Source organism: Desulfurobacterium sp. TC5-1, assembly GCF_000421485.1.
GTDB lineage: Bacteria > Aquificota > Aquificia > Desulfurobacteriales > Desulfurobacteriaceae > Desulfurobacterium_A.
Window position 1 is genome coordinate 1331733 of record NZ_ATXC01000001.1, and the last position, 21627, is coordinate 1353359.

Below are 21627 nucleotides of genomic sequence, written 5' to 3' on the forward strand. Positions count from 1 at the left end.
CTTCCTCGCAAAAAGTTTTGAAAATTTTAGCATAAAAAAATTTATTTTTTTCTCTTCTCGTCAAGAAGCAAAACCGTAGCGTAAACACAGTGGTTGCAGGGAACATTTATTCCTTTCTTCTTTGCTTTCCTTATGAGAGCCCCCGTTATCCCTTCAATCTCAAGTGGTTTTCCCCTTTCAAAATCAAGAAGCATGGATGTTTTATAAGCCATAAGGTCCGGCGACGATTTTAAGTACTTCTCCATAGTTTCTTTTTTAAGCTCAACGCCCCAAGCCTTTGCCACTTCCATACATTCTTCCATCAAACGCTCTAACACTTTAAACGTTTCAGGATGTTCAAGCATTTCACCAACAGTTGCTCTCGTAACGACAGAATAAGGATTGAAGGCAACGTTCCACATGAGCTTTTTCCAGAGAGTATAGTTGATATCTCGCGAAATCCTGATCTCTATTCCCGTTTCTGCCATATCCTCTGCAATACGCCTGATTCTATCAGTAACAGTTGTAGTTACAACTTCTCCAATCTCAAGAAGTCCGGCAGCTTCATGAACAACAACGCCCGGTTCTTTAACGTAAGCACCGATAAAGGCCGTAGCACCAATAACTCTATCACTGCCAAGGTATTTTGCCAGAATCTCCTCATTCTCTATACCGTTTTGAACAGAAACAACGGCAAACTTTCCATCTATCTCAGAGAGCTTTCTGGCAATCTCTTCCGTATCGTAGGACTTAACGCAGAGAAGAACAACATCAACATCTTTTAAAGCATCGAACGAATCAGAAAAAACAACCCTGTCAGACTCTCTAACGGTAAACTTACCGTGCTTAAAACTTTCAACCGTTAAACCTTTGCTTTTAAAAACCTTCACATGGTGGGACTTACCGATAAAAACAATCGCTTTTCCGCCGTTTGCAAGCATACCTCCGTAAAAGCCGCCAACACCACCAACACCGATTACACCATACTTCATGGCAATCTCCCGCAATCTGTTCTATACTTCCAAATCTTACCAAAAGAGGATATTATATTTTGTATTGTAAGGTTTTAGCGGAGGTAAGCCATGCGATATACGGTAAAAGACGAAGAAGCCCTTCAGTCATTAACAGATAAACTTCTAAAAGAAATAGAGAAAAAAGACTTCATCAAAAAGCTATCAAAAGAAGAAGCAAAAAAGATAGCGGAAGATTTAAGAAAAGTCATAAGGTATCACGATTATAAATATTATGTTGAAGCAAATCCAGTTATTTCAGACTACCAGTACGACCGCCTATTCCACGCACTTGAAGGAATAGAAAGGCATTTTCCTGAACTCGTTACGCCAGATTCACCAACACAGCGAATCTCACCGGCATTCACCGGCGAATTTAAAAAGGTTAAACATCTGGCCGAGATGACCTCCCTCGAAAATACTTACTCAGCAGAAGATTTAAAGGAATGGGACAGAAAGGTAAGAACCGCTCTCGGCGTAGAGACGTTAGAGTACGTCGTTGAACCAAAATTTGACGGTGCGAGCATAGAGCTTGTTTACGAAAACGACATCTTCGTAAGAGGTGTAACGAGAGGCGACGGACTTGTCGGCGAAGACGTAACAATGAACGTTAAAACCATAAAATCCATTCCTTTAAAAGCACCCTTTTCAAAACACGGCATAAAAAAGGTTTCCCTCCGTGGCGAAATCATAATGCCAAGGAGCGTTTTCATAGAACTTAACAGAGAAAGGGAAAAGCAGGGACTTACACTCTTTGCAAACCCGAGAAACGCGGCAGCCGGAACGATGAGACTGAAAGATCCGGGCGAAGTTGCAAAGAGAAAACTTGACTGCTACACCTATTTCATCCTCTACAGCGAACCGAAAAAACTTTGCAGAGACATTAAAACCCAGTGGGAAGCCCTTGAAATCCTTAAGGACTGCGGATTTAAAGTCTCACCGTTAAACAAGCTATGCAAAGGAATAGACGAAGTTATAGACTATATAATGAAGTGTCAGGAAGAGAGAGAATCCTGGGACTTTGAAGCAGACGGAATGGTCGTTAAGATAAACAACACCTGCGCCTGGGAGAAACTTGGCGAAACACTCCACCATCCACGTTGGGCAGTTGCATACAAATTCCCGGCAAAACAGGCAGTAACAAAACTAAAAGACGTCGTATGGCAGGTGGGAAGGACAGGAGCTCTTACACCTGTTGCAGTCCTTGAACCTGTTGAGGTTGGCGGTGTTGTTGTATCAAGGGCATCTCTCTTTAACCCTGACGAGATAAAGAGAAAAGACATCAGAATCGGCGACTACGTTATCGTTGAACGTGCCGGCGAAACAATCCCCTACATCGTTGCTCCTGTAAAAGAGAGAAGAACAGGAGAAGAAAAACCGATAGAAGTACCTAAAACATGCCCTGAGTGCGGTTCACCAATCGTTCACGAACTTGACGAAGCCGTTCCAAGATGCCCGAACATCAACTGTCCGGCTCAACTGAAAGAACACCTTATATACTGGGGAAAGGTGCTTGACATCAAAGGACTTGGTGAGTCAACCGCAAACCTGCTTACCAGAAAAGGCTTTGTTAAAAACATCGCAGACCTCTATACCCTTGACAGAAGCCAGCTTATCAGACTTCCCGGCTGGGGCGAGAAAAAGACAGACAATCTCCTTTCCCAGATAGAAAAGTCAAAAAGTGCAGAGTTTTACAAAAAACTTACAGCTCTTGGAATCAGACATGTTGGCGAAAAAACAGCAATGCTCCTTGCAAAGCGGTTCAAAAATCTTGACGAACTGATGAATGCGCCTTTTGAAAAACTTGCTTCCATTCCCGGAATAGGACCAATTACCGCAACAAGCATTAAAAACTTCTTTAAAGCAGAGAAAAACATCGAAATGATAGAGAAGCTCAAAAATGTTGGCTTCACTTTTGAGAGAACAGCGGAAGAGGAAGAGGAGAGAGAACTTCCAAAACCTTTAGCAGGACAGAACGTCGTATTCACCGGCGAGCTTGAGCACTTTAAGAGAAAAGAGGCACAAAAAATCATAGAACTTTTAGGCGGAAATCCAACAAACTCCGTAACAAGAAAAACTTCTTTCGTGGTCGTAGGTGAAAACCCCGGATCAAAACTTGCAAAGGCTGAGAAGTTAGGAATAAAACGGATGAACGAACAGGAATTCATAGAGTTCATAAAACCTTTAGCAAAGGAAAATCCCGAAGTTGCCAGAATCCTTGAAGAGAAAGGGATAAAAGTATGAAAGACTACCTGTGCGAAGACACGATAGCGGCAATAAGCACGCCATTATCAAAAGGTGCCATTGGAATCGTGAGAATTTCAGGGGAAAGAGCCCCTGAAATTCTTAAAAAGGTATTCAGAACAAAGAGCGGAAAACCAAAAGAAACCTTTGAAGATAGAAAGATGACCTACGGCATTATCGTTGACGAAAACAATAATGAGATAGACGAAGTCCTTGCCGTTTACATGAAAGGGCCAAAAACGTTCACCGGCGAAGACGTGGTGGAAATCCACTCCCACGGCGGAATTTATGTGGTTAGAAAAATCCTCAAAAGAGTTCTGTTGGAAGGCGCACGCCTTGCAGAACCTGGCGAATTCACCAAGAGAGCCTTCATAAACGGCAGGATTGACCTTGTCCAGGCGGAAGCGATAAACGAAATAATCAACGCTGAAAGTGAATTATCACTGAAAGTTGCCGTAAACCACCTTAAAGGAAACCTGAGCAGCAAGATAGAATCCATAAGAGACAGGCTCTTTCACTTAAAAGCATTCATAGAAGCAGCCGTTGACTTTCCGGAAGAAGAAATTGAAATCATCGAAACGGGCAGGGTAAAAGAAGAGGTTGAAAAAGCAGCCAGAGACATAGAAAAGCTCCTTGAGACATACGACGACGGCAGAATTATTCGTGAAGGCATAAAAATAGCGATAGCAGGAAGGCCAAACGTCGGTAAATCTTCCCTCCTTAACGCCCTTCTAAAGGAAGAAAGAGCAATCGTCACGGACATTCCCGGAACGACAAGGGATGTGATAGAAGAGGCAGTAACGCTGAAAGGCATTCCCGTTCGCCTTATAGATACCGCCGGCATCAGAGAAGCAAGAGATACTGTTGAAAAGATAGGCATAAGCCGAACAATGGAAAAACTGAAAACAGCAGACGTTATACTCTTTGTCATTGACGGCTCTACCGGATTTACCGAAGAAGACAGAAAGATATACAATATCTTAAAAAACAACCCTAACCTCATAGTCGTGATAAACAAAAAAGATCAGGGACTAAAGGTTACCTGCAAAGACTTTAAACAAACTTGCATTGAAATAAGTGCAAAAACAGGCGAAGGCATAGAAAACCTTTCCGAAACAATAATGAAAAAGCTCCTTCTTGAACCTGAAACACTCTTTAAAGAAGCCGAAACAATGATAACAAGCGAAAGACATAAAAATTTACTTGAAAAAGCACTCAAAAACCTTCAAAACATGAAAGTAAGTATAGAATCAGGTGTGGAATCACCGGAATTTTTAGCCCTTGACCTTGACGAAGCCCTCGATACCCTCGGCGAAATCGTCGGCAAAAAAGGCGTTGAAGACATGCTGGATATTATATTTTCAACGTTTTGTATCGGAAAGTGAGAGAAATTCAATCCAACCTCACTACATAACAAATATCAGCCACCTCGTGAGGTTTATATTTAACGTGATATCGGATAATTTCCTCTGTTATTCCTAATGTTCCTGACCACGGTTCACCTAACTTCGTCATTATTTGTTTCAGAAGCAATCTTTCTTTTTTAATATACTTCTCTACATCCGAGACATCACAATAATCCTCATCGCACCAAACACCTCTATGCACTCGTTTGATGTAGATGAGGCAATCAATTTCGGTTTTAATCCTTTCTAAAACGTGAAGCAAGCAAATTCCCTCAATAATAATAAAACAGTCAAACTTCAAAACTTCTGTTTTTAAATCTTTATACTTTAGATATTTTAAATACTATCCCTTACGTTTATCCAGATAATCATCCAAACAAAAATGAGTTACAATCAATACATCGGACAACTGACATACCAAAGTTGATTTACCAACACCATTAACACCATCAATTCCTATCCGACAACAATTTTTTCTTTTTAAAAGTGACACTAGTTCTTCAATAGTATCAATCTGCCTCATTATAACTCTATGTAATAATACTTTAATCATACAATACTGTAACCCAAAAAATTACATTCCCATTGGTAGTGTACGATATTTTGTGTAAGCTTGAAGAATTAGGTAAAAACCTCCTGGGGAACACCCCACAAATACCAACCCCAGGAGGTGAAAATGAAACTACAGAAAATTTTACCAGACATCATTAAAGAAGTGGTAAAGCAGACACTGGAATTCATCATGACAGTAGAAAGAAAAGTGTTTCTTAAAGAGCACGGAGGAACAAAAACGGCTTTTATAAAAGTATTTTTATGATGCAACCTTTGGAAAACTTTAAAATCTGAAAACAGATGATAGATAAAGACTATAAAGAAAACAAGGAAGTAAGTTAAGCTAATAGAAGCGTTACCGTCTGTTAGTTCTGCTTTTGAAGTTCGTTTACTTAAGGGTAACAATGCTTAACAATAAGTGATCTAAAAGGATAGTGAATGGTTTTCTGGAAGCCAAGAAGGAGATTCAGAACATGTTCTGCAGAAGGTATTCATAATGGCTTACATAAAATTATTGACACAACCTTATAGGAGTTATATTTTCATATTTCGTAGGTTTTGCTTAAATTAATTTATTTCGACTTATACAAAACAATTCATGCTATTTGGAGGAAAGAAAAAGTTGTAGAAAAAATCAAAAATGGAGTTATGCCAAAGTGAAACTGATTTTTGCGGAATATGGATTCAAAAAAGAAGAAATAAAAGATACTTTCAAATATATTATGGACCATCTAGTAGAAAAAGACCAAGCAGAAATCATTGGCAATACAGTTGTTTTTAAAAACTTTACTGGAATATTGGAAACTAATAAAGACAGATATTTAATAATACCAAGGAAACTAGCGGAACACTTTTGCCTTATAGATGAAAATGGAAAACCTTTAAGTAATTTTTATCATATCTATACCAATAAATTTGAAAAATTTCTTAACTACATACTGGAAAAGCTTTTAAAGGAACAAATAATTTATACAGTTGGCCTAGCCAAGTTTCCAGTTGAAGAAAGCACGTTAAACGATAGCAAAATTTTTAAATTATTACTTCTTTTAGAAAAGAAAGATGAATTAATTAACTCTCTACAGCTTATTCTTTCTAATCCCCACAGAAAACTTTTTGAGTACAAAACATACAAAAGTTTAGAGGAAATTAGCTATATAAATTCAGAAGTAATAACCGATATATGTCAAAGCCCGGAAAGGTTGTATCAAACAGAAAACGGAATTTTTGAATATAAAGGACAGAAATATTCTCCAATTTCCGTCTTACAGTATGAAGTAGATGAAACTTATGATACTCTGGAAAATAGATTTGTAAAACTTTTTCTAAAAGAACTGGAAAACATACTTTCTGAGGATTTAAAGGATTTCCAGTTTATTCTTGAACTACAGATGATAAAGGAAAACATCGAATATGCACTTCAAAGCGATATTTTCTCAAGAGTAGGAGATCTTTCTATTTTTCCTTCAAGTTCACAAGTTTTAATGAAAAAAGCAGGTTATCGAGAAATTTTTCAGATTTATAGGCTTTTGCACATTTCATACATTCCCAAGTTCTTTAAGGATCTGGATCTGGCCTTTTCATTAAAGGATATGGCAACTCTCTGGGAATACTATGTTTTGGTTAAATTGCTTGAAGAATTTAAAAAAGAGTTTGGAAACTATAAGGTAGAAATTGACTTTGAACCAAAGAAAATAGGAAAAACAATATATGATAAAGCTAAATTCAGTTTCAACAATGGATTAGTATTACACTTTCAGGCAACAAAATATACATATTCAAGATTAGAATTTAGACCTGATTTTTTGATTTATTTCGATGATAAAAATAAAAAGATAGTATTTGACGCAAAGTTTAGACTATTTGACAATAATAATAAAAGCGATATCTTTAAAAATATGCATTATTACAGAGATGGTCTACAGTTAGATGCAGCAATTGCTGTTTGTATAGGGAAGGAAAATGGAGAGTTCTATTATGAAAATAACAATACTGAATCCTTTAACCTAACCAAAGTTTTAAAAAGCCTCAAAAATAATAGTAAAAAAGAGTTAAAAGGTATTGGATACCTTACTATATCCATAAAGGAGGTCTATAATGAAACCAAATAAGGTTATAAAGATTTCAGGAAATAAACGAATGCAAGAAAATTTCAAAAAAACTATACTAGATGGTATTTATATTAACAACGATAGGAAATACTTCTGGAATGATAGACCTGGAGGATGTAACGTAGAAAAGGGTAATATTTTACTTTTTCTTGACATTATCAATAACAAGGGAGTTCTGACAAGAGTAAAAGAAAAAGGGAGTGATGAAAGAATATATCAGATTCTGAAAAAGGCTTGGAAAGATGAAAGCGAAAGTTATCGTAATTATATTGAACTAAAAATACTAAAAATTTTCGAAAATAATCAAATAAAGGATGTTGCAAAAAAAATCTTTAAAGGACAAACTGTATGCCGAAATTTCAATGATCTTGAGGAAGAAATTCAAGATATAATAACAAGATGGATAAGTGAAAGTGAAAAGAATACAAAAGTAAAGATAGAGTATAATGCAAACAAAATAAATTGTCTCTCAAAGAAACTAAACTTGGATCAACACATTATCAAATCCTTTTATAATTCCCTAAAAACAAAAGGCTTTGTGATTCTTGCCGGACTTTCCGGAACAGGAAAAACAAAGATTTTTGAAGAGTTTGTAAAATGCTTTCCTAAAGTCGAAAAAGAATTTATATCCATAAGGCCAGACTTTAAAGACACAAAATCATTACTCGGATTTTACAATCCTCTAAAAGAAACATATCATTCCACACCTCTTTTAGAGTTTATCCTAAGGGCTTCTAAAAACTATTCAGAAAAAGGAAAAGAAGCCGATCCGTTTTTCATTCTATTTGATGAAATGAACTTAGCAAGAGTTGAATATTATTTTGCTGATTTTCTATCTATTTTAGAAACTAAACGCTTCGAAGACAAAGAAGATGCATTGAAAAACCATAAATTCAAAGAGTTCATTAAAACTTTAGGGATTAATTCCTTAAAAGAAGACAACTTTAGATTTACTTCTCAAAGTATAAAACTTCATAGCGAGAACTTAAATGACGTTCCTCAAGAACTATTTCTCCCACCCAATCTTTACTTTGCTGGTACCGTAAACATAGACGAAACTACATATATGTTTTCTCCAAAAGTTTTAGACAGATCTTTTACAATTGAATTTGATGTCGGAGATTTTTTTGAATACTTAAAATTTTTAAAGGAAGATAACACTGAAAATAACAAAACGAATATGACGGAGGACTTTAAAACTCAACTAAAAAAAGACTTTATAAACGAAGGTAAATTTACACTTATAGATAAAGAAAAAATAAAAGAGTTTGCAGATAAACCTCAGAATTTCGTCGAAAAGCTTGAAAAAATAAACTCTATCCTTAAACCTTACAATTTACATTTTGGATATCGTGTTTTTGATGAAATAATAATGTTTCTTTATAACAGCCAGAACTCTTTACTAAAATTTGAAAATCTTAATGAAGCCTTTGACCTAGCTATAAAAATGAAAATCCTGCCAAAATTCAATGGAACAAGACAAAGATTATGGGATCCTATTGTAAAACTCTTAAAAGAAATTAGTATAGAAAAACCTGAAAACTTAATAGAAAATGGAGTTCCAGATTTAAAATCAATAAGCAATCAAAAGTACAAACATACAGCCCACAAACTTCTGGAAATGTTATATAAATTGAAGACACAAGGTTTTGCAAGCTTTATATAAAGCCATATAATACTATGCAATACTAAGTAATTTATTGTTTTTTATTGCCAATTTCTAAAATTGGTTTGAAAATTTTACTTAACCGCCACAAACTCCAAACGCTGCATTGAAACCTTAATCCTGCCGTTACCGTCTATAGGATGTTTATCAAGGTATCTCTCAACAACCAGATCAATAAAACTATTTCTTAACTCCTCAGGAACTCTATTGATATAAGGAAGCCACGTTGTTCTTATCCAGCCCTTAAATTTTTCAACACTTTCATAAATCATCATTTTAGGTTTCAGCTCAATGTACTGAACTTTAAAACCTGCATCTATAAGCCGTGGCTTATATCTTTCCGGTGAATAGAAACCGTAAGGGAAAGAAAAGTCAAGAAAGTATTCTTTCCACGGATTTTCAGTCATTATTTTGTTCAATACTTCCACAACACCGGCAGCATTTCCCTTCCCTCCCATCTGGACAACTGCCCTACCACCAGGTTTTAAAGCTCTAAACATTCTCCTTAAAACAGGTTTGTGGTCTATAACCCAGTGAAGTGCCGCATTTGAAAAGATAACGTCAAATTCTTCAAAGAAATCCATTTCCCGAACGTCTAAAAGCTTAAAAGAAAGATTGGGATATTTCGAAGGCGGAAACATTTTAGAAGCAAGCTTTACCATCTCCTCCGAACTGTCTATCCCGACGGCACATCCATCAGGAACATGCTGTGCAATTTCAAAAGTTACTTTTCCGTCTCCGCAACCGATATCAAGTATCCGCTCATTTCCCTTCAGAGAAAGCTTCTTTATAAGCTCCCGCGCCCATTTCTTCTGGAAAAGTGAATTTTTAGCGTAATCGCCCGCGTTCCAGCTGTACTCATTCTCCATAAGCTACTTTTCCATCTCCCACTCAAAAAGCAGTTTCAACCCTTCCTGAGCGGTAAACGAGGGTGAAAAGCCAAGCTTTTTCAACTCCGATATATCAGCAAGGGAGTGTTTTATATCACCCTTCCGCGGCGGCTCAAAGTGAATCGGCGGAAGTTTCCCGGCAATCTTTGCTAAATAATCAAGAAGGTCAAGTAAAGAGGTGGCTTTCCCCGTACCCACATTAAAGACTCTTCCCACAGCTTCATGGCACCTTTCAACAAGGAGAAGCGCCTTTACAACGTCCTTGACAAATATAAAGTCTCTCGTCTGCTTCCCATCACCGAATACCGTTATCGCAACTTTCTCACCTTTCAGGTTCCTTATAACTCTATCAACAAAAATCGATATTACTCCAGAGTAGGGCGATGAAGGATCCTGACGGGGACCAAATACGTTGAAAAACCTTAAAGCGGTAGTTTTAAGTCCGTAAAGCTCATAAGCGTTAATTACATATCTTTCAGAAGCGTACTTGTCAACGGCATAAGGCGTTAAAGGTTTAACCGGATCTGTCTCTTTTTTGGGAAGTCCCGGAAGATCTCCGTAAACGGCAGCTGAAGAAGCAAAAATAAACCTTATAACACCGTACTTAACAGATTCCTGTAGAAGATACAGCGTCCCGTCAAAATTTGTTTTGTGAGTCTCTTCCGGATTCTCAACACTTTTTACAACAGATGCAATGGCTGCCAGGTGAAAAACCGTATCAAATCGGTATTTTTTAAACAAGTTTTCTACCTGAAATCTATCAGAAATATCTCCTTTAACAACGTGAACAAGCTTGCTGTCTGGAATATTTTCAATTTTTCCAGTAGAAAAGTCGTCAAAAACTAAAACTTCTCTGCCTTCTTTAACTAAAGCCTCTACAAGATGAGAACCGATAAATCCTGCTCCCCCGGTAACGAGCGTCCTTTTCATCCTCTTCCCTTAAAAATAAATTCTAACAATACATTATCTCAAATTTTCAGGAAGAGGAAAAGCTAACTTAATCTCTCTTTTTTACAAGAAGAACAGGACACTTTGCTTTTCTAACTATTTCAAGTGAAACACTTCCTAAAATAAGCTGAGCTAAAAGACTCTTACCGTGAGCACCAAGAATAATAACATCCACTTTCTCTTTCTCTGCAATTTCAAGAACAGTTTTTGAAACATCCGGTGCAGCTTTCAAACAAAGTCTTGTCTTAAATCCCTCTTTCTTCAGATCTCTCTCTATGGCTCTCGTTCTTTCTATCAATTCGTAAAGGTGCTTTGCTTCATTTTCAGGAAGTTCAAGCGCAAGTTCTGTCTTTCTCTCTATCAGATCCGCACCGTCAGGAAGTGCCGTCGTTCTCGAATCAACAACATGAACTATCACTACCTCTTCTGTTCCGGCACTTTTAAGTTTCTTCACAAATTTTAAGGCATACTCTGCAAGTGGCGAAAAATCGGTTGCATAAAGAACTTTCCCGAATACTGACATCTTTACCTCCCCCTCGCCTGATAAAAAGATTTATCAATTAATCCCTCTTTTTAACAAGCAGTACAGGACACTTCGCTTTTCTAACTACATCATGAGAAACGCTACCAAGAATAAGCTGTGTTAAAAGTCCTTTACCATGAGCACCAATAACAATCACGTTCACATTCTCCTCTTCTGCCACCTTCACTATCTGTCCCGCAGTATTAGAAGCCGCTACTATTTTTAGTTTAACAGAAATTCCCTTATTTTTAAGTTCCTTTTCTAAAGCTTCGGCTCTCTCAATAACATTTAAAAGATACTCCCTATCTGCCCTGGAAAGAACATCCATGGCTTCCCTTTCCTGCATAACGTCCAATCCTTCGGGAAGCTCAACGGAAAGCTCGTTAACGACGTGAACGATTACAACTTCTCTCATTCCTGCACTTTTGAGCCTCTTAACATAATGAAATGCATACTCTGCAAGAGGAGAAAAGTCCGTAGAGTATAAAACCTTTTCAAAAAGCGGCATCCTCACCTCCCCGTATCAAGTCACCCTGTAAGAATCAAAATTTAGCAGGGGCTTTATTTTAATTTCTTCCCTTTTTCCATCCCTTTCAACCGCAACAAGAACAGCATCTCTGTTTTTACCGTCGGAATATCCTGCTACTATTCTTGAAGCAAGTTCAACATCTTCAGGTGAAAAAGAGTGTCTTAAAATAGCAGCAGGACCTGGAACGTCAACCGAGTAAAACAGAATATCCCCACCTTTCACAAAATTTTTAAGAAAAAGATTTTCCTCTCTGTTTCTTCCAACAACAAGCTTACCATCCGAAAGTCTAAAATGTCTGCCTATTTTTAAAAGGGCAATATCTCTTTTCGTCAACTGGTCGTGTTTAATCAAATCTTTTACCTTTTTTGCAAAAGCAGGTTGAGTTAAAAGACATCCACCTGCAGGTGTAGGTAAATCAGCATCTATCCCGAGAAACCTTACAATCTCGGGATACCTTTTCCTTGAACGTCCTTGAATATCTAAAAGCCAATCTCTCTTTATAAATCCCTCTTTTTCATAAACTGTAGGTGGTAAAAGCTTTCCAGAAAGAGGTCTCAGAATTCGTTCTTCAAGACCCGCTATTTTTTCTATAAGCCGCAGAGCCTGAGCTCTTTGTGACATTGGACGCTGACCTACAACTTCACCTGTTGCAATTATTCCACCGCCGGCAGCCTCTTTTAATTTCCTGAGCATTAAAGCCTTACAATCAATACAGGGATTGGCGTTCTTTCCGTAGCCGTGAGGCGGATTCTTCAAAATGGGCAAAAACTCATCTGTAATGTCAAAAACCTTAAGTTCAACACCTATTCTATCGGCAAGCCCTTTTAATTCACTCTCTTCCTTTCCAAAAAAGGGCGTTTTGAAGTGAACAGCCTCAACATCAAATCCTCTAAGTTTCAGCAATCTTGCGGCAATGATGCTATCAAGACCACCGGAAAACAGGAGAAAAACTTTTTTCACAATACCTCTCTTCCCAATTTTTGGTTTTGGCGTTACTTTAAATATAAGACCAAAGAAAAAGGAGGACGGGGTATGATGGCGACTCTCAAGCTAAACCTCATCGGAAAAGACCTGGAACTCACAGACGCTCTAAAGTCCATTATTGAGGAAAAATTCAGCCGTCTCGAAAAATATCTTGGAGGTGGAAAAGAAGAAGTATTCGCCGATGTAATCGTTTCAAAGGAAAAGTACAGAGCTTCCGTTGAAATAGTAATATACAACATTTTTGATCATACAATCAGAATTAAGAAAGAAACGGACGACCTCTATACATCTATAGATGAAGTCGTTGATGCCGCCGAAAAGCAACTTAGAAGATTAAAAGAGAAAGTACAAAAATCAAGGAGAAACAACAAAGAAGGCGTAAAAGAGTTTTCTCTCATAGAAGAAGAGACTGTAGAAAAACCCATAAGGATTATTGAAGTAGAACCAGAACTTTACAAGCCGATAACCGTTGAAGACGCTGCTGTTAAACTTCTCAGCTCTAACAGAGAATTTGTTGTATTCTGCGATGCTTCTACAAAAAAAGCGGCCGTTCTTTATAAAAGAAAGGATGGAAATTTAGGACTTATAGAAATTCCTTCCTGTACGTGAGATTGAAAAGTTAAAAAACTTTGATAAATTTAAGAATTGAAGCCGCAGGGGTGGGACTTAGTCCCTGAGAGTCCGGGAAACCGGACAACCCTTTGAACCTGATCCGGGTAATGCCGGCGTAGGGAGCGGCTAAAATTCCTACTCTGCGTTAGGATTTTAGCCGCTAACTTCTAAAAGTTAGCGGCTTTTTTATTTTAAGGCAAATTTAATACCGGGAGGAACAGCATGGAGAACCTCAGCGAGATAAAAATCTCAAAAGCAATCATCGAGAGATTCACTGAGAAACTTCTCTCGAACCTTGAAGTTGACGTTGCAATTGTAGGCGGCGGACCTTCAGGCCTTGTGGCCGCATACTACCTTGCAAAAGAAGGACTCAGAGTGTCTCTTTTTGAAAGGAAACTCTCCATCGGCGGCGGAATGTGGGCTGGCGCTATGTTCTTCAACGAAATAGTTGTCCAGGAAATGGGAAGAGAAATACTTGACGAATTCAGCGTTTCATACAGAAAATACGAAGAAGGATACTACACTGCAGACGCCGTTGAAGCAGTAACAACAATAGCATCAAAAGCAGTTAAAGCTGGAGCAAAAATATTCAATGGTGTAACAGCTGAAGATGTTGTGCTCAAAAAAGTAAACGGTCAATATAAAGTTTGCGGCCTCGTCATAAACTGGAGCACCGTTGACATAACAGGGCTGATGGTTGATCCTTTAGTTGTTACATCAAATTACGTCATAGACGCCACAGGACACGACGCAACAATAGTTTCAACACTCCAGAAAAAGGCCGGCATAAAACTTGACACAGAAACAGGATGTGTAGTTGGTGAAAAACCGCTCTGGGCTTCTGTAGGTGAAGAAGACACCGTTAAAAACAGCAGAGAAGTCTATCCCGGCATCTACGTCAGCGGTATGGCAGCAAATGCCACCTGCGGTTCCCACAGAATGGGACCTGTTTTTGGAGGCATGCTCATGTCCGGGAAAAAGATAGCAATGGAAATAGCTCAAAAGCTTAAATCTTAACTGGAGGCGTAATGGCTACCCTTGTTGAACTTGTCAAAAGGGGAGAAATTCCCGCAGAAGTAAAAAAGGTCGCAGAAGAAGAAAAAAGAGACACTGAATATATAGTCAACGGTTTAATTGATGGAACCATTGTTATTCCTGCAAACATCTATCACAGAAGCAGGGATAACTTTACGCCGAAAGGTATAGGAAAAGGGCTAAAAACAAAAGTCAACGTTAACTTAGGAACCTCCGCCGACGTTGAAGATATAGAACTTGAGCTGAAGAAATTAGAAGTTTCAATAAAGTATGGCACCGACGCCGTAATGGACCTCTCAACAGGAACCCGGATAGAAAAGACAAGAAAAATTATTGTAGAGCACTCACCCGTAATGGTTGGAACCGTCCCCATATACCAGGCGGTTGTTGAAGCAATAGAAAAGCATGGCTTTATGGGGAAAATGACCGTTGACGAACTCTTTAATGTTATAGAGAGACACTGCAAAGACGGCGTTGACTTTATTACCGTTCACTGCGGCGTGACACTATCTTCATTAGAGCGGCTCAAAAAAGAAGGTAGACTGATGAACATCGTTTCAAGGGGCGGTGCACTTATTGCCGAATGGATGGTTTACAACGAAAAAGAAAATCCACTGTTTGAACACTACGACCGGCTCCTTGAAATAGCCAAAAGGTACGATGTAACACTTTCTTTAGGCGACGGCATGCGGCCAGGGTGTCTCGCAGACGCAACAGACAGGTGTCAAATAGAAGAACTGATAACCTTAGGTGAATTAGTTGATAGAGCAAGAAAAGCAGACGTACAGGTGATGGTAGAAGGACCAGGACACGTGCCGCTCAACCAGATAGAGACAAACATCATACTTCAAAAAAGGCTATGCCATGGTGCACCGTTCTACGTATTGGGCCCTATCGTAACAGACATAGCACCGGGATACGACCACATAACGGCAGCAATCGGAGGTGCAATAGCCGCAAAAGCAGGAGCTGACTTCCTTTGTTATGTAACGCCGGCTGAACATTTAGCATTACCTGATGTTAATGATGTTAAAGAAGGGCTTATAGCATCAAAAATTGCAGGACATGCCGCAGATATTGTTAAAGGCGTACCTGGTGCAATGGAATGGGATATAGAAATGGCAAAAGCCAGAGATGCCCTTGACTGGGAAAGACAGTTTGAACTTGCACTTGACCCCGAAAAGGCAAGAGAATACAGAAACAGAAGGGCTCCAAAGAAAGATGAAGAAACATGCAGTATGTGCGGTAATTTGTGTGCCGTTAAAACTTTCAACGAATACATCAAAAAGGAAAAGTAAATGCAGTACGCCGCCTTAAAAGGCGGCATTTTCTCACCAATACAACCTGTTATAATAAAAGGAAATTAAAAACTTTCTGGAGGTGAACTTGGATACAATTGAAAAACTTAAAACAGCTCTTCAAGCAGCTTCTGACAAAAAAGCTGAAGAGCCTGTAATACTTGACCTTAGAGAATTAAGCGCCCTTGCCGATTTCTTTCTCATCGTCTCATCATCTTCTGACATACACGGAAGAACCATCGCAGATGAAATAACAAAAAGATTAAAAGAAAAAGAAACTCTTCCCATAAGTGTAGAAGGTTACGATCTTGGTAACTGGATACTCATAGACTACGGCGACATAATAATCCACATATTCCGCCCGGAAACAAGAGAACTATATGGACTTGAAAACCTCTGGATAGACGCACCACGCATAGAACCGGTAGAGCTTTTAAAATGATAAAAGTTATTGCCGTTGGAAAGATAGCACCCCATTTAAAAGAAGCTCAAGAACACTACATCAATAGACTAAAAAAACTGACAGACATCGAAATTGTGAAAGTCAAGAAACAGAGAACAAAAGAAGACGAAGGGGAACTGTTGCTTTCAAAAACAAAAGGTTTTATCATCGCCCTTGACGAAAGGGGAAAGGAGCTAACCTCAAAAGAGTTTGCAAAACTGTTACAAAAACATCGGCACATCTCTTTTGTAATCGGAGGTGCCGACGGCCTCTCAGAAAATGTCAAAAAAGAATCCAATATGTTGTTATCCCTATCAAAACTAACTCTCCAGCACGACATCGCAAGAATTGTCCTGCTTGAGCAGATATACCGGGGATTCCAGATCATAAAAGGAACACCTTACCACAGGGAGTGAAGATGTTATTAAAAAAATGGCAACCTAATACTGAAGCGATAGAAGAGCTAAATAGTATATTAAAATCATACAAACTTTCACAAAGGCAAAAAACACTTATAAATATTATGATTACCAACATCAAAAAAGGAATTCAAGGAGAAAAAACAGCAGCGTACTACATAGATTATTATCTAAAGGATTCAAAAAATTGGGTTGTCATTCATGATTTAAGAATAGAATTCAAAGGCCAAATCGCACAAATAGATCATCTTTTAATCAATAGACTTTACGATATGTATGTTATAGAAACTAAAAATTTCCATGCTCAGTATATGGAAATAAATGATTATGGCGAATTCACACTGAAATACAAAAATAGCAAAATCGGAATCCCATCTCCTATAGAACAAAATAAAAGGCATATTCATCTTTTAGACAAGATATTAACCAATAAAGATATGTATCCTCGCAGATTTATTCGAATAAAACCCAAATTCTTAAATGTAATTATGGTATCTCCTAACACAATAGTGAAAAGGTCTTCGAAATTTGACACAAGCAATATAATAAAAGCGGATATGATAATGAAATTCATTGAAGAAAAAATAGATAAAATGTCTATTACCGATACGTTTTCCGCAATAGGCAAAATAGCATCTCATGAACAACTTATGAATTTCGGCAAAAAGATACTCATGTTACATAAACCTATTAAAATTGACTGGCTATCCTATTTTGGAATCAAAAAAGAACAGAAGAAAAAATACTTCTGTGCCAGATGTAAAAAAGACATTTCCGAAAAAGAAGCAACCTACTGCTGGAATCACAAAAGTTTATTCGGCGGGAAGGCTTATTGTTATGATTGTCAAAAATTTATAAAAAACGCTAAAATTTAGCCAAATTCCCATAAAAACTGACTGGCGGAGCAAAAATGGCAGACAAGTTTAAGCTGACAACAACAGTAAGAGCTTCTGGCTGAGGTGCAAAGCTAAGCCCGGTCGGGCTTGAAAAGGTTCTAAAAAATCTCAGCTTATATAGGGATAAAAACGTACTGATAGGACTTGAAACAGCAGAGGATGCAGGTGTCTATTTGTTAAACGAGACCACTGCGTTGATTCAAACTGCTGACTTCATAACACCTGTCGTTGATGACCCGTACATATACGGTCAGATAGCCGTTGCAAATGCCCTATCAGATATATACGCCATGGGAGGCACGCCTATTACCGCAATAAATCTGGTGATGTTCGCCTCATGCAACGTCCCTGAATCTTACTTGCCTAAAATCCTTCAGGGTGGCGCTGATAAACTAAAAGAGGCTGGCGTTTCTCTCATCGGCGGTCACACCGTTGACGATCTTGAAACAAAATACGGACTTGCCGCAACAGGCATAGTTCATCCTGAAAAAATTGTTAGAAATTCTACGGCAAAGCCCGGTGATATTCTTTACTACACAAAACCCTTAGGAATAGGAGTTATAACAACGGCTATAAAAGCTGACATGGCTGACGAAACAACTACAGAAGAAGCATCTAAAGTCATGATAACACTCAACAAAGACACCGCAGAAGTTATGAAAGAGATAGGTGTCAACGCCTGTACAGACATAACAGGATTTGGACTTTTAGGTCATCTATACGAAATGGTGAAATACTCAAAAGTAAACGCAATCATAAATATAAACGCTTTTGATTTTCTTCCTCAATCAATAGAATTTGCTGAAATGGGACTGTTCCCGGCAGCAACCTACGAAAACATAGATTACGTTGGAAACAATGTAACATTTAATAGTAATATCAAAGAAGAGCTACAGCTTTTACTGTTTGATCCCCAAACATCCGGTGGACTGCTCATATCTGTTCCAGAAAATAAAAAAGGTATCTTTGAAGAAAAATGTAAGTTGAAAAACTTAAGTTGCTACGAAATAGGCAAAATAACGGAAAAGGGAACCGGAAAGATTAGAGTCAGAGGATAAAAATCCGGCGAAGACAAGAGGCAAATTTTATAAACACACCTTCCGTAAAGAATCCCTAAATAGTTTGTCTCTATAAAACTTTAGGAATATATTATGAATTAGGGTTATATAGAAATCTTGCGGGAGGAAAAGTTGAAAAGGGGTATTCTAATTTCTATCGTTATCGGGGGATTATTTATCTCTCAAAACGTAAAAGCGGAAAACTTCAATACATATTATCAAAATACATACAATGAGTTTAAAAGTTACAACTCGGAATTTTACAAATACAAAAAAAGGATTGATGAAGAATTTGAAGCTTACAAAAAAATAATGGAAGAAGAGTTCGAAAATTACAAGAAAAATATCGAGAAAGAGTGGAAAAACCCTATAGTACCATCACAAAAAGTATTTGTAGAATACAGCAACAACTATAAAGCCCGTAAAATTGTTGACTTTAATAACACAACGGTGAAAATAGAAGTACTTCGGCCACAAAATTACAAAAAAGAGCTCCTAAACAATCTAACAGAATTAATAATCGAAAAAACAAAAGATGCGTTTAAAAGAAATCCGGTAATTACAAACACCGACAAGAGGCTGAAACTGATAGCTGCTGGAGCTACAGTAATAAGCCGCCCACCAAACAGTGAATTCATAATAGGCGACATCCTGACAGGAAAAACAGAAATAACCAAAAAAGAGGCTGAAAAAGAAGCCGAAAAAATACTAAAAACGGCAAAGATAATTAAATCAAAAGACAAAGGCGGAACAAAATACACACTCACATTTAAGTTTCCGAAGAATAAGCTATACCTTAAGGCCAGGGAGTACAGGCCTCTTGTTGTTTCTATATCTCAAAAATACAACGTGGAATACCCGCTGGTTCTCGCAATAATACACACCGAAAGCAGTTTTAATCCCATGGCTGTTTCATATATTCCAGCGTACGGACTCATGCAGATTGTTCCACAAACTGCCGGAAGAGACGTAACGAAAAATCTATTTGGTAAGCCAATGATTTTAACACCATCATACCTCTTCAATAAGAAAAATAACATAAACATAGGAACGGGTTACCTTTACCTGTTGTACTATAAATACTTCTCCGGCATCAAAAACCCCGAAAGCAGATTACTCTGCACAATTGCCGCCTACAACGGAGGCCCCGGTAGTGTCGCAAGGGCATTTACAGGAACAACCAAGCTATACCTTGCTGAAAAGAAAATAAACGCAATGACACCAAAAGAAGTTTATAGAGTTCTAACCACAAGAGCACCGATGAGAGAAACAAGAAACTATGTAAAAAAAGTTTATAATAGAATTAAGTTCTATAAAAACTTCTAACAACATCATGGGAGGAAAGGATGAGAGTAAAAAAGCTTCTTACAGCAACACTCATAGGTGCGGCCGTAATGGTTGGCGGTTGTGGTAAAAAACCGGCACCAAAAACAACAGCCGTTGTAAGTACACCCTGGGATGATTTCTGCAACAAGTATGCAAACATGGAAGGTGGTGTAGCTGCGTGTAAGTGTGTATTTGCCAATGATCTTGAAGAAGCCCAAATAGCAAGAGAAGAAGCTGTCGCAGACGCAAGAAGTGAACTCGCAAGAATCCTTGAAGTAAAAGTTATGACAATGGTTAAAAGGTACAAGAACAGAACTGTTGCTGGTAAAAAGAGGTACATGGGAAGCACTTTTGAAGAGGTCGCAAAACAAGTTGCAAAACAATACCTAAGAGGAAGCAGACCGATAAGCACAAAAACGTTCCGTGCCGATGATGGTAGATATGTTGTATGTTCTGTAGTAGCTCTCCAACCAGCTGTAGTCAAGAATATGATTAAAGAGATGGCACAAAAGATGGAGATGTCACCAAGAGACGAAGACATCCTATACCAGGAATTTAAAGCCTATAAAGCTCAGCAGGAACTTGAGAAAGAGATTAAAGGATACTAATGCGAAAAGCGGCTCTACTGATAACAATAGGACTAACATTGCTATCATACGGATGCGGCAATAAAAAAGTAGTCAAAGTTACGCCTCCCTGGTTCTTCGAACCGGGGAGGCCCCATTTCCCTGGTTCTGTTGGATTTTCAAACCCATGTGTAACAGAGAAAAAGGCTTTTCAACTTGCTAAAAAAAGAGCTCTGCAAAGTTTATGCACAACTCTTAACGTTAACTGTGAAGCTGCAATTAAATCACTCAAAATTAGAAAACCAGTTAAATTAAAAAACAAAAAAGTCACATTTCTAACCTACAAATACAAAGACGATAGATTTGTAGCAGGTGAAATATATGCTGCCTTTGCGGGACTAAAAAAACCGACACCACCTTTTAAATACTACAAAGACTGTAAAAATCCAAGTCTTCAAAAATGCAAACCCAAATGGCTCTGTAACTACGAGATAGAAGGTTATGCCGGAGCAGTTGGAATTTCAAATATATCCAGTAACTTTTTCGATGAATACCTATACGCTGTCCGAGACGCTGTTGAAAAACTTGCACTAATGTACGGCATCTCTGTCAATGGAACCGAAATCAGGAAAAGTATCCGAACGCCCGTTGGTGCGTATAAACTTTCAATAAAAGATTTCTCTTTCAAAGCAACAGACCATCCTGAGATTAACTTTCTCGTACGTTCAATGTTTGTCGACAAAAAAGGACGCCTTTTCGTGTATGTCATTACACCGAATATAAAGAAAAAACCCTATCCCACCATAGACGGAAAACCCTGCTGGCTAATAGATCCTTTCTGTCTCAAAAGTAAAGGATACATATACATCGGTTCTGCAGGCGAAAATATCTCTGGCATAAAAGCTCAAATTAAAAAAGCTATAGAAAACGCCCTAATACAGATGGCAAAATCAAAAGGCGTAGAGATAGACACTGAAAGGGTAACTGTAAGATTAAATAACGCCAGATGGATCTCTCTATTTACAAAAGAAAATACGACAGAAGTTGTTAAAGGCGAACTCATAGGCATCTACTTTTCACCTTCTGGAACCGTTTTTGCAGGCATAGCCGAATTAAAAAAACCTTAGGGGAGGAGA

At 38.0% G+C, this 21627-nt stretch carries 21 protein-coding genes and 1 riboswitch; of the genes, 15 read left to right on the top strand and 6 right to left on the bottom strand.

Translation table 11 applies throughout. From position 1 onward, the window contains the following. Positions 1–41: 41 nt before the first annotated feature. Positions 42–971 (bottom strand): ketopantoate reductase family protein, encoded by a 930-nt coding sequence (locus tag H153_RS0106985; RefSeq protein WP_022847420.1) that lies wholly within the window; start codon positions 969–971, stop codon positions 42–44. Positions 972–1061: 90 nt separating this feature from the next. On the opposite strand from H153_RS0106985, the gene ligA reads away from it, so the two are divergent. From ligA to H153_RS09555, 5 genes are all read left to right on the top strand, one after another. Next, positions 1062–3233 (top strand): NAD-dependent DNA ligase LigA, encoded by a 2172-nt coding sequence (gene ligA, locus H153_RS0106990; RefSeq protein WP_022847421.1) that lies wholly within the window; start codon positions 1062–1064, stop codon positions 3231–3233. After that, positions 3230–4618 carry a tRNA uridine-5-carboxymethylaminomethyl(34) synthesis GTPase MnmE gene (mnmE, locus tag H153_RS0106995; RefSeq protein ID WP_022847422.1) on the top strand — a complete coding sequence of 463 codons (1389 nt, stop codon included), beginning with the start codon at positions 3230–3232 and terminating at the stop codon, positions 4616–4618. Before ligA ends, mnmE begins: the two co-directional genes overlap by 4 nt. A gap of 697 nt (positions 4619–5315) precedes the next feature. Further along, on the top strand, positions 5316–5456 hold the full coding sequence (locus tag H153_RS10175; protein WP_022847424.1) for a hypothetical protein: 141 nt from the start codon (positions 5316–5318) through the stop codon (positions 5454–5456). 391 nt (positions 5457–5847) lie between these two features. Beyond that, a complete protein-coding gene (locus H153_RS09550; protein ID WP_022847425.1) occupies positions 5848–7299 on the top strand; it encodes a DUF2357 domain-containing protein in 1452 nt (483 codons plus the stop codon). Beyond that, entirely contained in the window at positions 7286–8965 is a 1680-nt protein-coding gene (locus tag H153_RS09555; protein WP_022847426.1) for a hypothetical protein, read from the top strand. Before H153_RS09550 ends, H153_RS09555 begins: the two co-directional genes overlap by 14 nt. Before the next feature lie 74 nt (positions 8966–9039). On the opposite strand, the gene H153_RS0107020 is transcribed toward H153_RS09555, so the two are convergent. The 5 genes from H153_RS0107020 to H153_RS0107040 form a co-directional block, all read right to left on the bottom strand. After that, the gene (locus tag H153_RS0107020) at positions 9040–9834 is read right to left on the bottom strand and encodes a methyltransferase domain-containing protein (protein WP_022847427.1); all 795 of its coding nucleotides are present in this window, start codon (positions 9832–9834) and stop codon (positions 9040–9042) included. Positions 9835–9837: 3 nt separating this feature from the next. Beyond that, positions 9838–10785 carry an SDR family NAD(P)-dependent oxidoreductase gene (locus H153_RS0107025; protein WP_022847428.1) on the bottom strand — a complete coding sequence of 316 codons (948 nt, stop codon included), beginning with the start codon at positions 10783–10785 and terminating at the stop codon, positions 9838–9840. Positions 10786–10852: 67 nt separating this feature from the next. After that, complete coding sequence (locus H153_RS0107030) at positions 10853–11326, bottom strand: universal stress protein (RefSeq protein WP_022847429.1); 474 nt, start codon at positions 11324–11326, stop codon at positions 10853–10855. Between the two features lie 37 nt (positions 11327–11363). Beyond that, positions 11364–11834 (bottom strand): universal stress protein, encoded by a 471-nt coding sequence (locus tag H153_RS0107035; RefSeq protein WP_022847430.1) that lies wholly within the window; start codon positions 11832–11834, stop codon positions 11364–11366. A 15-nt stretch (positions 11835–11849) separates the two neighbouring features. Next, positions 11850–12815 carry a fibronectin-binding protein gene (locus tag H153_RS0107040; protein WP_022847431.1) on the bottom strand — a complete coding sequence of 322 codons (966 nt, stop codon included), beginning with the start codon at positions 12813–12815 and terminating at the stop codon, positions 11850–11852. 72 nt (positions 12816–12887) lie between these two features. Here H153_RS0107040 and raiA point away from each other — a divergent pair, with 72 nt between their 5' ends. From raiA to H153_RS0107090, 10 genes are all read left to right on the top strand, one after another. Continuing rightward, the gene (gene raiA / locus H153_RS0107045; RefSeq protein WP_022847432.1) at positions 12888–13448 is read left to right on the top strand and encodes a ribosome-associated translation inhibitor RaiA; all 561 of its coding nucleotides are present in this window, start codon (positions 12888–12890) and stop codon (positions 13446–13448) included. 36 nt (positions 13449–13484) lie between these two features. Then, positions 13485–13590: riboswitch (TPP riboswitch) on the top strand. Positions 13591–13673: 83 nt separating this feature from the next. Beyond that, on the top strand, positions 13674–14468 hold the full coding sequence (locus H153_RS0107050) for a sulfide-dependent adenosine diphosphate thiazole synthase (RefSeq protein ID WP_022847433.1): 795 nt from the start codon (positions 13674–13676) through the stop codon (positions 14466–14468). Positions 14469–14479: 11 nt separating this feature from the next. Beyond that, complete coding sequence (thiC, locus tag H153_RS0107055; protein ID WP_022847434.1) at positions 14480–15784, top strand: phosphomethylpyrimidine synthase ThiC; 1305 nt, start codon at positions 14480–14482, stop codon at positions 15782–15784. Between the two features lie 88 nt (positions 15785–15872). After that, positions 15873–16226, top strand: coding sequence for a ribosome silencing factor (gene rsfS, locus H153_RS0107060; RefSeq protein WP_022847435.1), 354 nt, complete (start codon positions 15873–15875; stop codon positions 16224–16226). Beyond that, positions 16223–16642, top strand: coding sequence for a 23S rRNA (pseudouridine(1915)-N(3))-methyltransferase RlmH (locus H153_RS0107065; RefSeq protein ID WP_022847436.1), 420 nt, complete (start codon positions 16223–16225; stop codon positions 16640–16642). Before rsfS ends, H153_RS0107065 begins: the two co-directional genes overlap by 4 nt. A 2-nt stretch (positions 16643–16644) precedes the next feature. After that, positions 16645–17520, top strand: a complete 876-nt coding sequence (locus tag H153_RS0107070) for a nuclease-related domain-containing protein (RefSeq protein ID WP_022847437.1) — start codon at positions 16645–16647, stop codon at positions 17518–17520. Positions 17521–17555: 35 nt separating this feature from the next. Next, positions 17556–18599, top strand: a complete 1044-nt coding sequence (selD, locus tag H153_RS09560; protein WP_081638838.1) for a selenide, water dikinase SelD — start codon at positions 17556–17558, stop codon at positions 18597–18599. Between the two features lie 132 nt (positions 18600–18731). Beyond that, complete coding sequence (locus H153_RS0107080; RefSeq protein ID WP_022847439.1) at positions 18732–19925, top strand: murein transglycosylase domain-containing protein; 1194 nt, start codon at positions 18732–18734, stop codon at positions 19923–19925. 20 nt (positions 19926–19945) lie between these two features. Then, on the top strand, positions 19946–20533 hold the full coding sequence (locus H153_RS0107085; protein ID WP_022847440.1) for an LPP20 family lipoprotein: 588 nt from the start codon (positions 19946–19948) through the stop codon (positions 20531–20533). After that, entirely contained in the window at positions 20533–21618 is a 1086-nt protein-coding gene (locus H153_RS0107090; RefSeq protein ID WP_022847441.1) for a hypothetical protein, read from the top strand. The genes H153_RS0107085 and H153_RS0107090 overlap by 1 nt, the downstream gene beginning before the upstream one ends. Positions 21619–21627 lie beyond the last annotated feature (9 nt).

Coding starts and splice junctions, on each gene's coding strand:
- H153_RS0106985 (WP_022847420.1), bottom strand. CDS start 971: ATGAAGTATGGTGTAATCGGTGTTGGTGGTGTTGGCGGCTTTTACGGA.
- ligA (WP_022847421.1), top strand. CDS start 1,062: ATGCGATATACGGTAAAAGACGAAGAAGCCCTTCAGTCATTAACAGAT.
- mnmE (WP_022847422.1), top strand. CDS start 3,230: ATGAAAGACTACCTGTGCGAAGACACGATAGCGGCAATAAGCACGCCA.
- H153_RS10175 (WP_022847424.1), top strand. CDS start 5,316: ATGAAACTACAGAAAATTTTACCAGACATCATTAAAGAAGTGGTAAAG.
- H153_RS09555 (WP_022847426.1), top strand. CDS start 7,286: ATGAAACCAAATAAGGTTATAAAGATTTCAGGAAATAAACGAATGCAA.
- H153_RS0107020 (WP_022847427.1), bottom strand. CDS start 9,834: ATGGAGAATGAGTACAGCTGGAACGCGGGCGATTACGCTAAAAATTCA.
- H153_RS0107025 (WP_022847428.1), bottom strand. CDS start 10,785: ATGAAAAGGACGCTCGTTACCGGGGGAGCAGGATTTATCGGTTCTCAT.
- H153_RS0107030 (WP_022847429.1), bottom strand. CDS start 11,326: ATGTCAGTATTCGGGAAAGTTCTTTATGCAACCGATTTTTCGCCACTT.
- H153_RS0107035 (WP_022847430.1), bottom strand. CDS start 11,834: ATGCCGCTTTTTGAAAAGGTTTTATACTCTACGGACTTTTCTCCTCTT.
- raiA (WP_022847432.1), top strand. CDS start 12,888: ATGATGGCGACTCTCAAGCTAAACCTCATCGGAAAAGACCTGGAACTC.
- H153_RS0107050 (WP_022847433.1), top strand. CDS start 13,674: ATGGAGAACCTCAGCGAGATAAAAATCTCAAAAGCAATCATCGAGAGA.
- thiC (WP_022847434.1), top strand. CDS start 14,480: ATGGCTACCCTTGTTGAACTTGTCAAAAGGGGAGAAATTCCCGCAGAA.
- H153_RS0107065 (WP_022847436.1), top strand. CDS start 16,223: ATGATAAAAGTTATTGCCGTTGGAAAGATAGCACCCCATTTAAAAGAA.
- H153_RS0107070 (WP_022847437.1), top strand. CDS start 16,645: ATGTTATTAAAAAAATGGCAACCTAATACTGAAGCGATAGAAGAGCTA.
- H153_RS0107085 (WP_022847440.1), top strand. CDS start 19,946: ATGAGAGTAAAAAAGCTTCTTACAGCAACACTCATAGGTGCGGCCGTA.
- H153_RS0107090 (WP_022847441.1), top strand. CDS start 20,533: ATGCGAAAAGCGGCTCTACTGATAACAATAGGACTAACATTGCTATCA.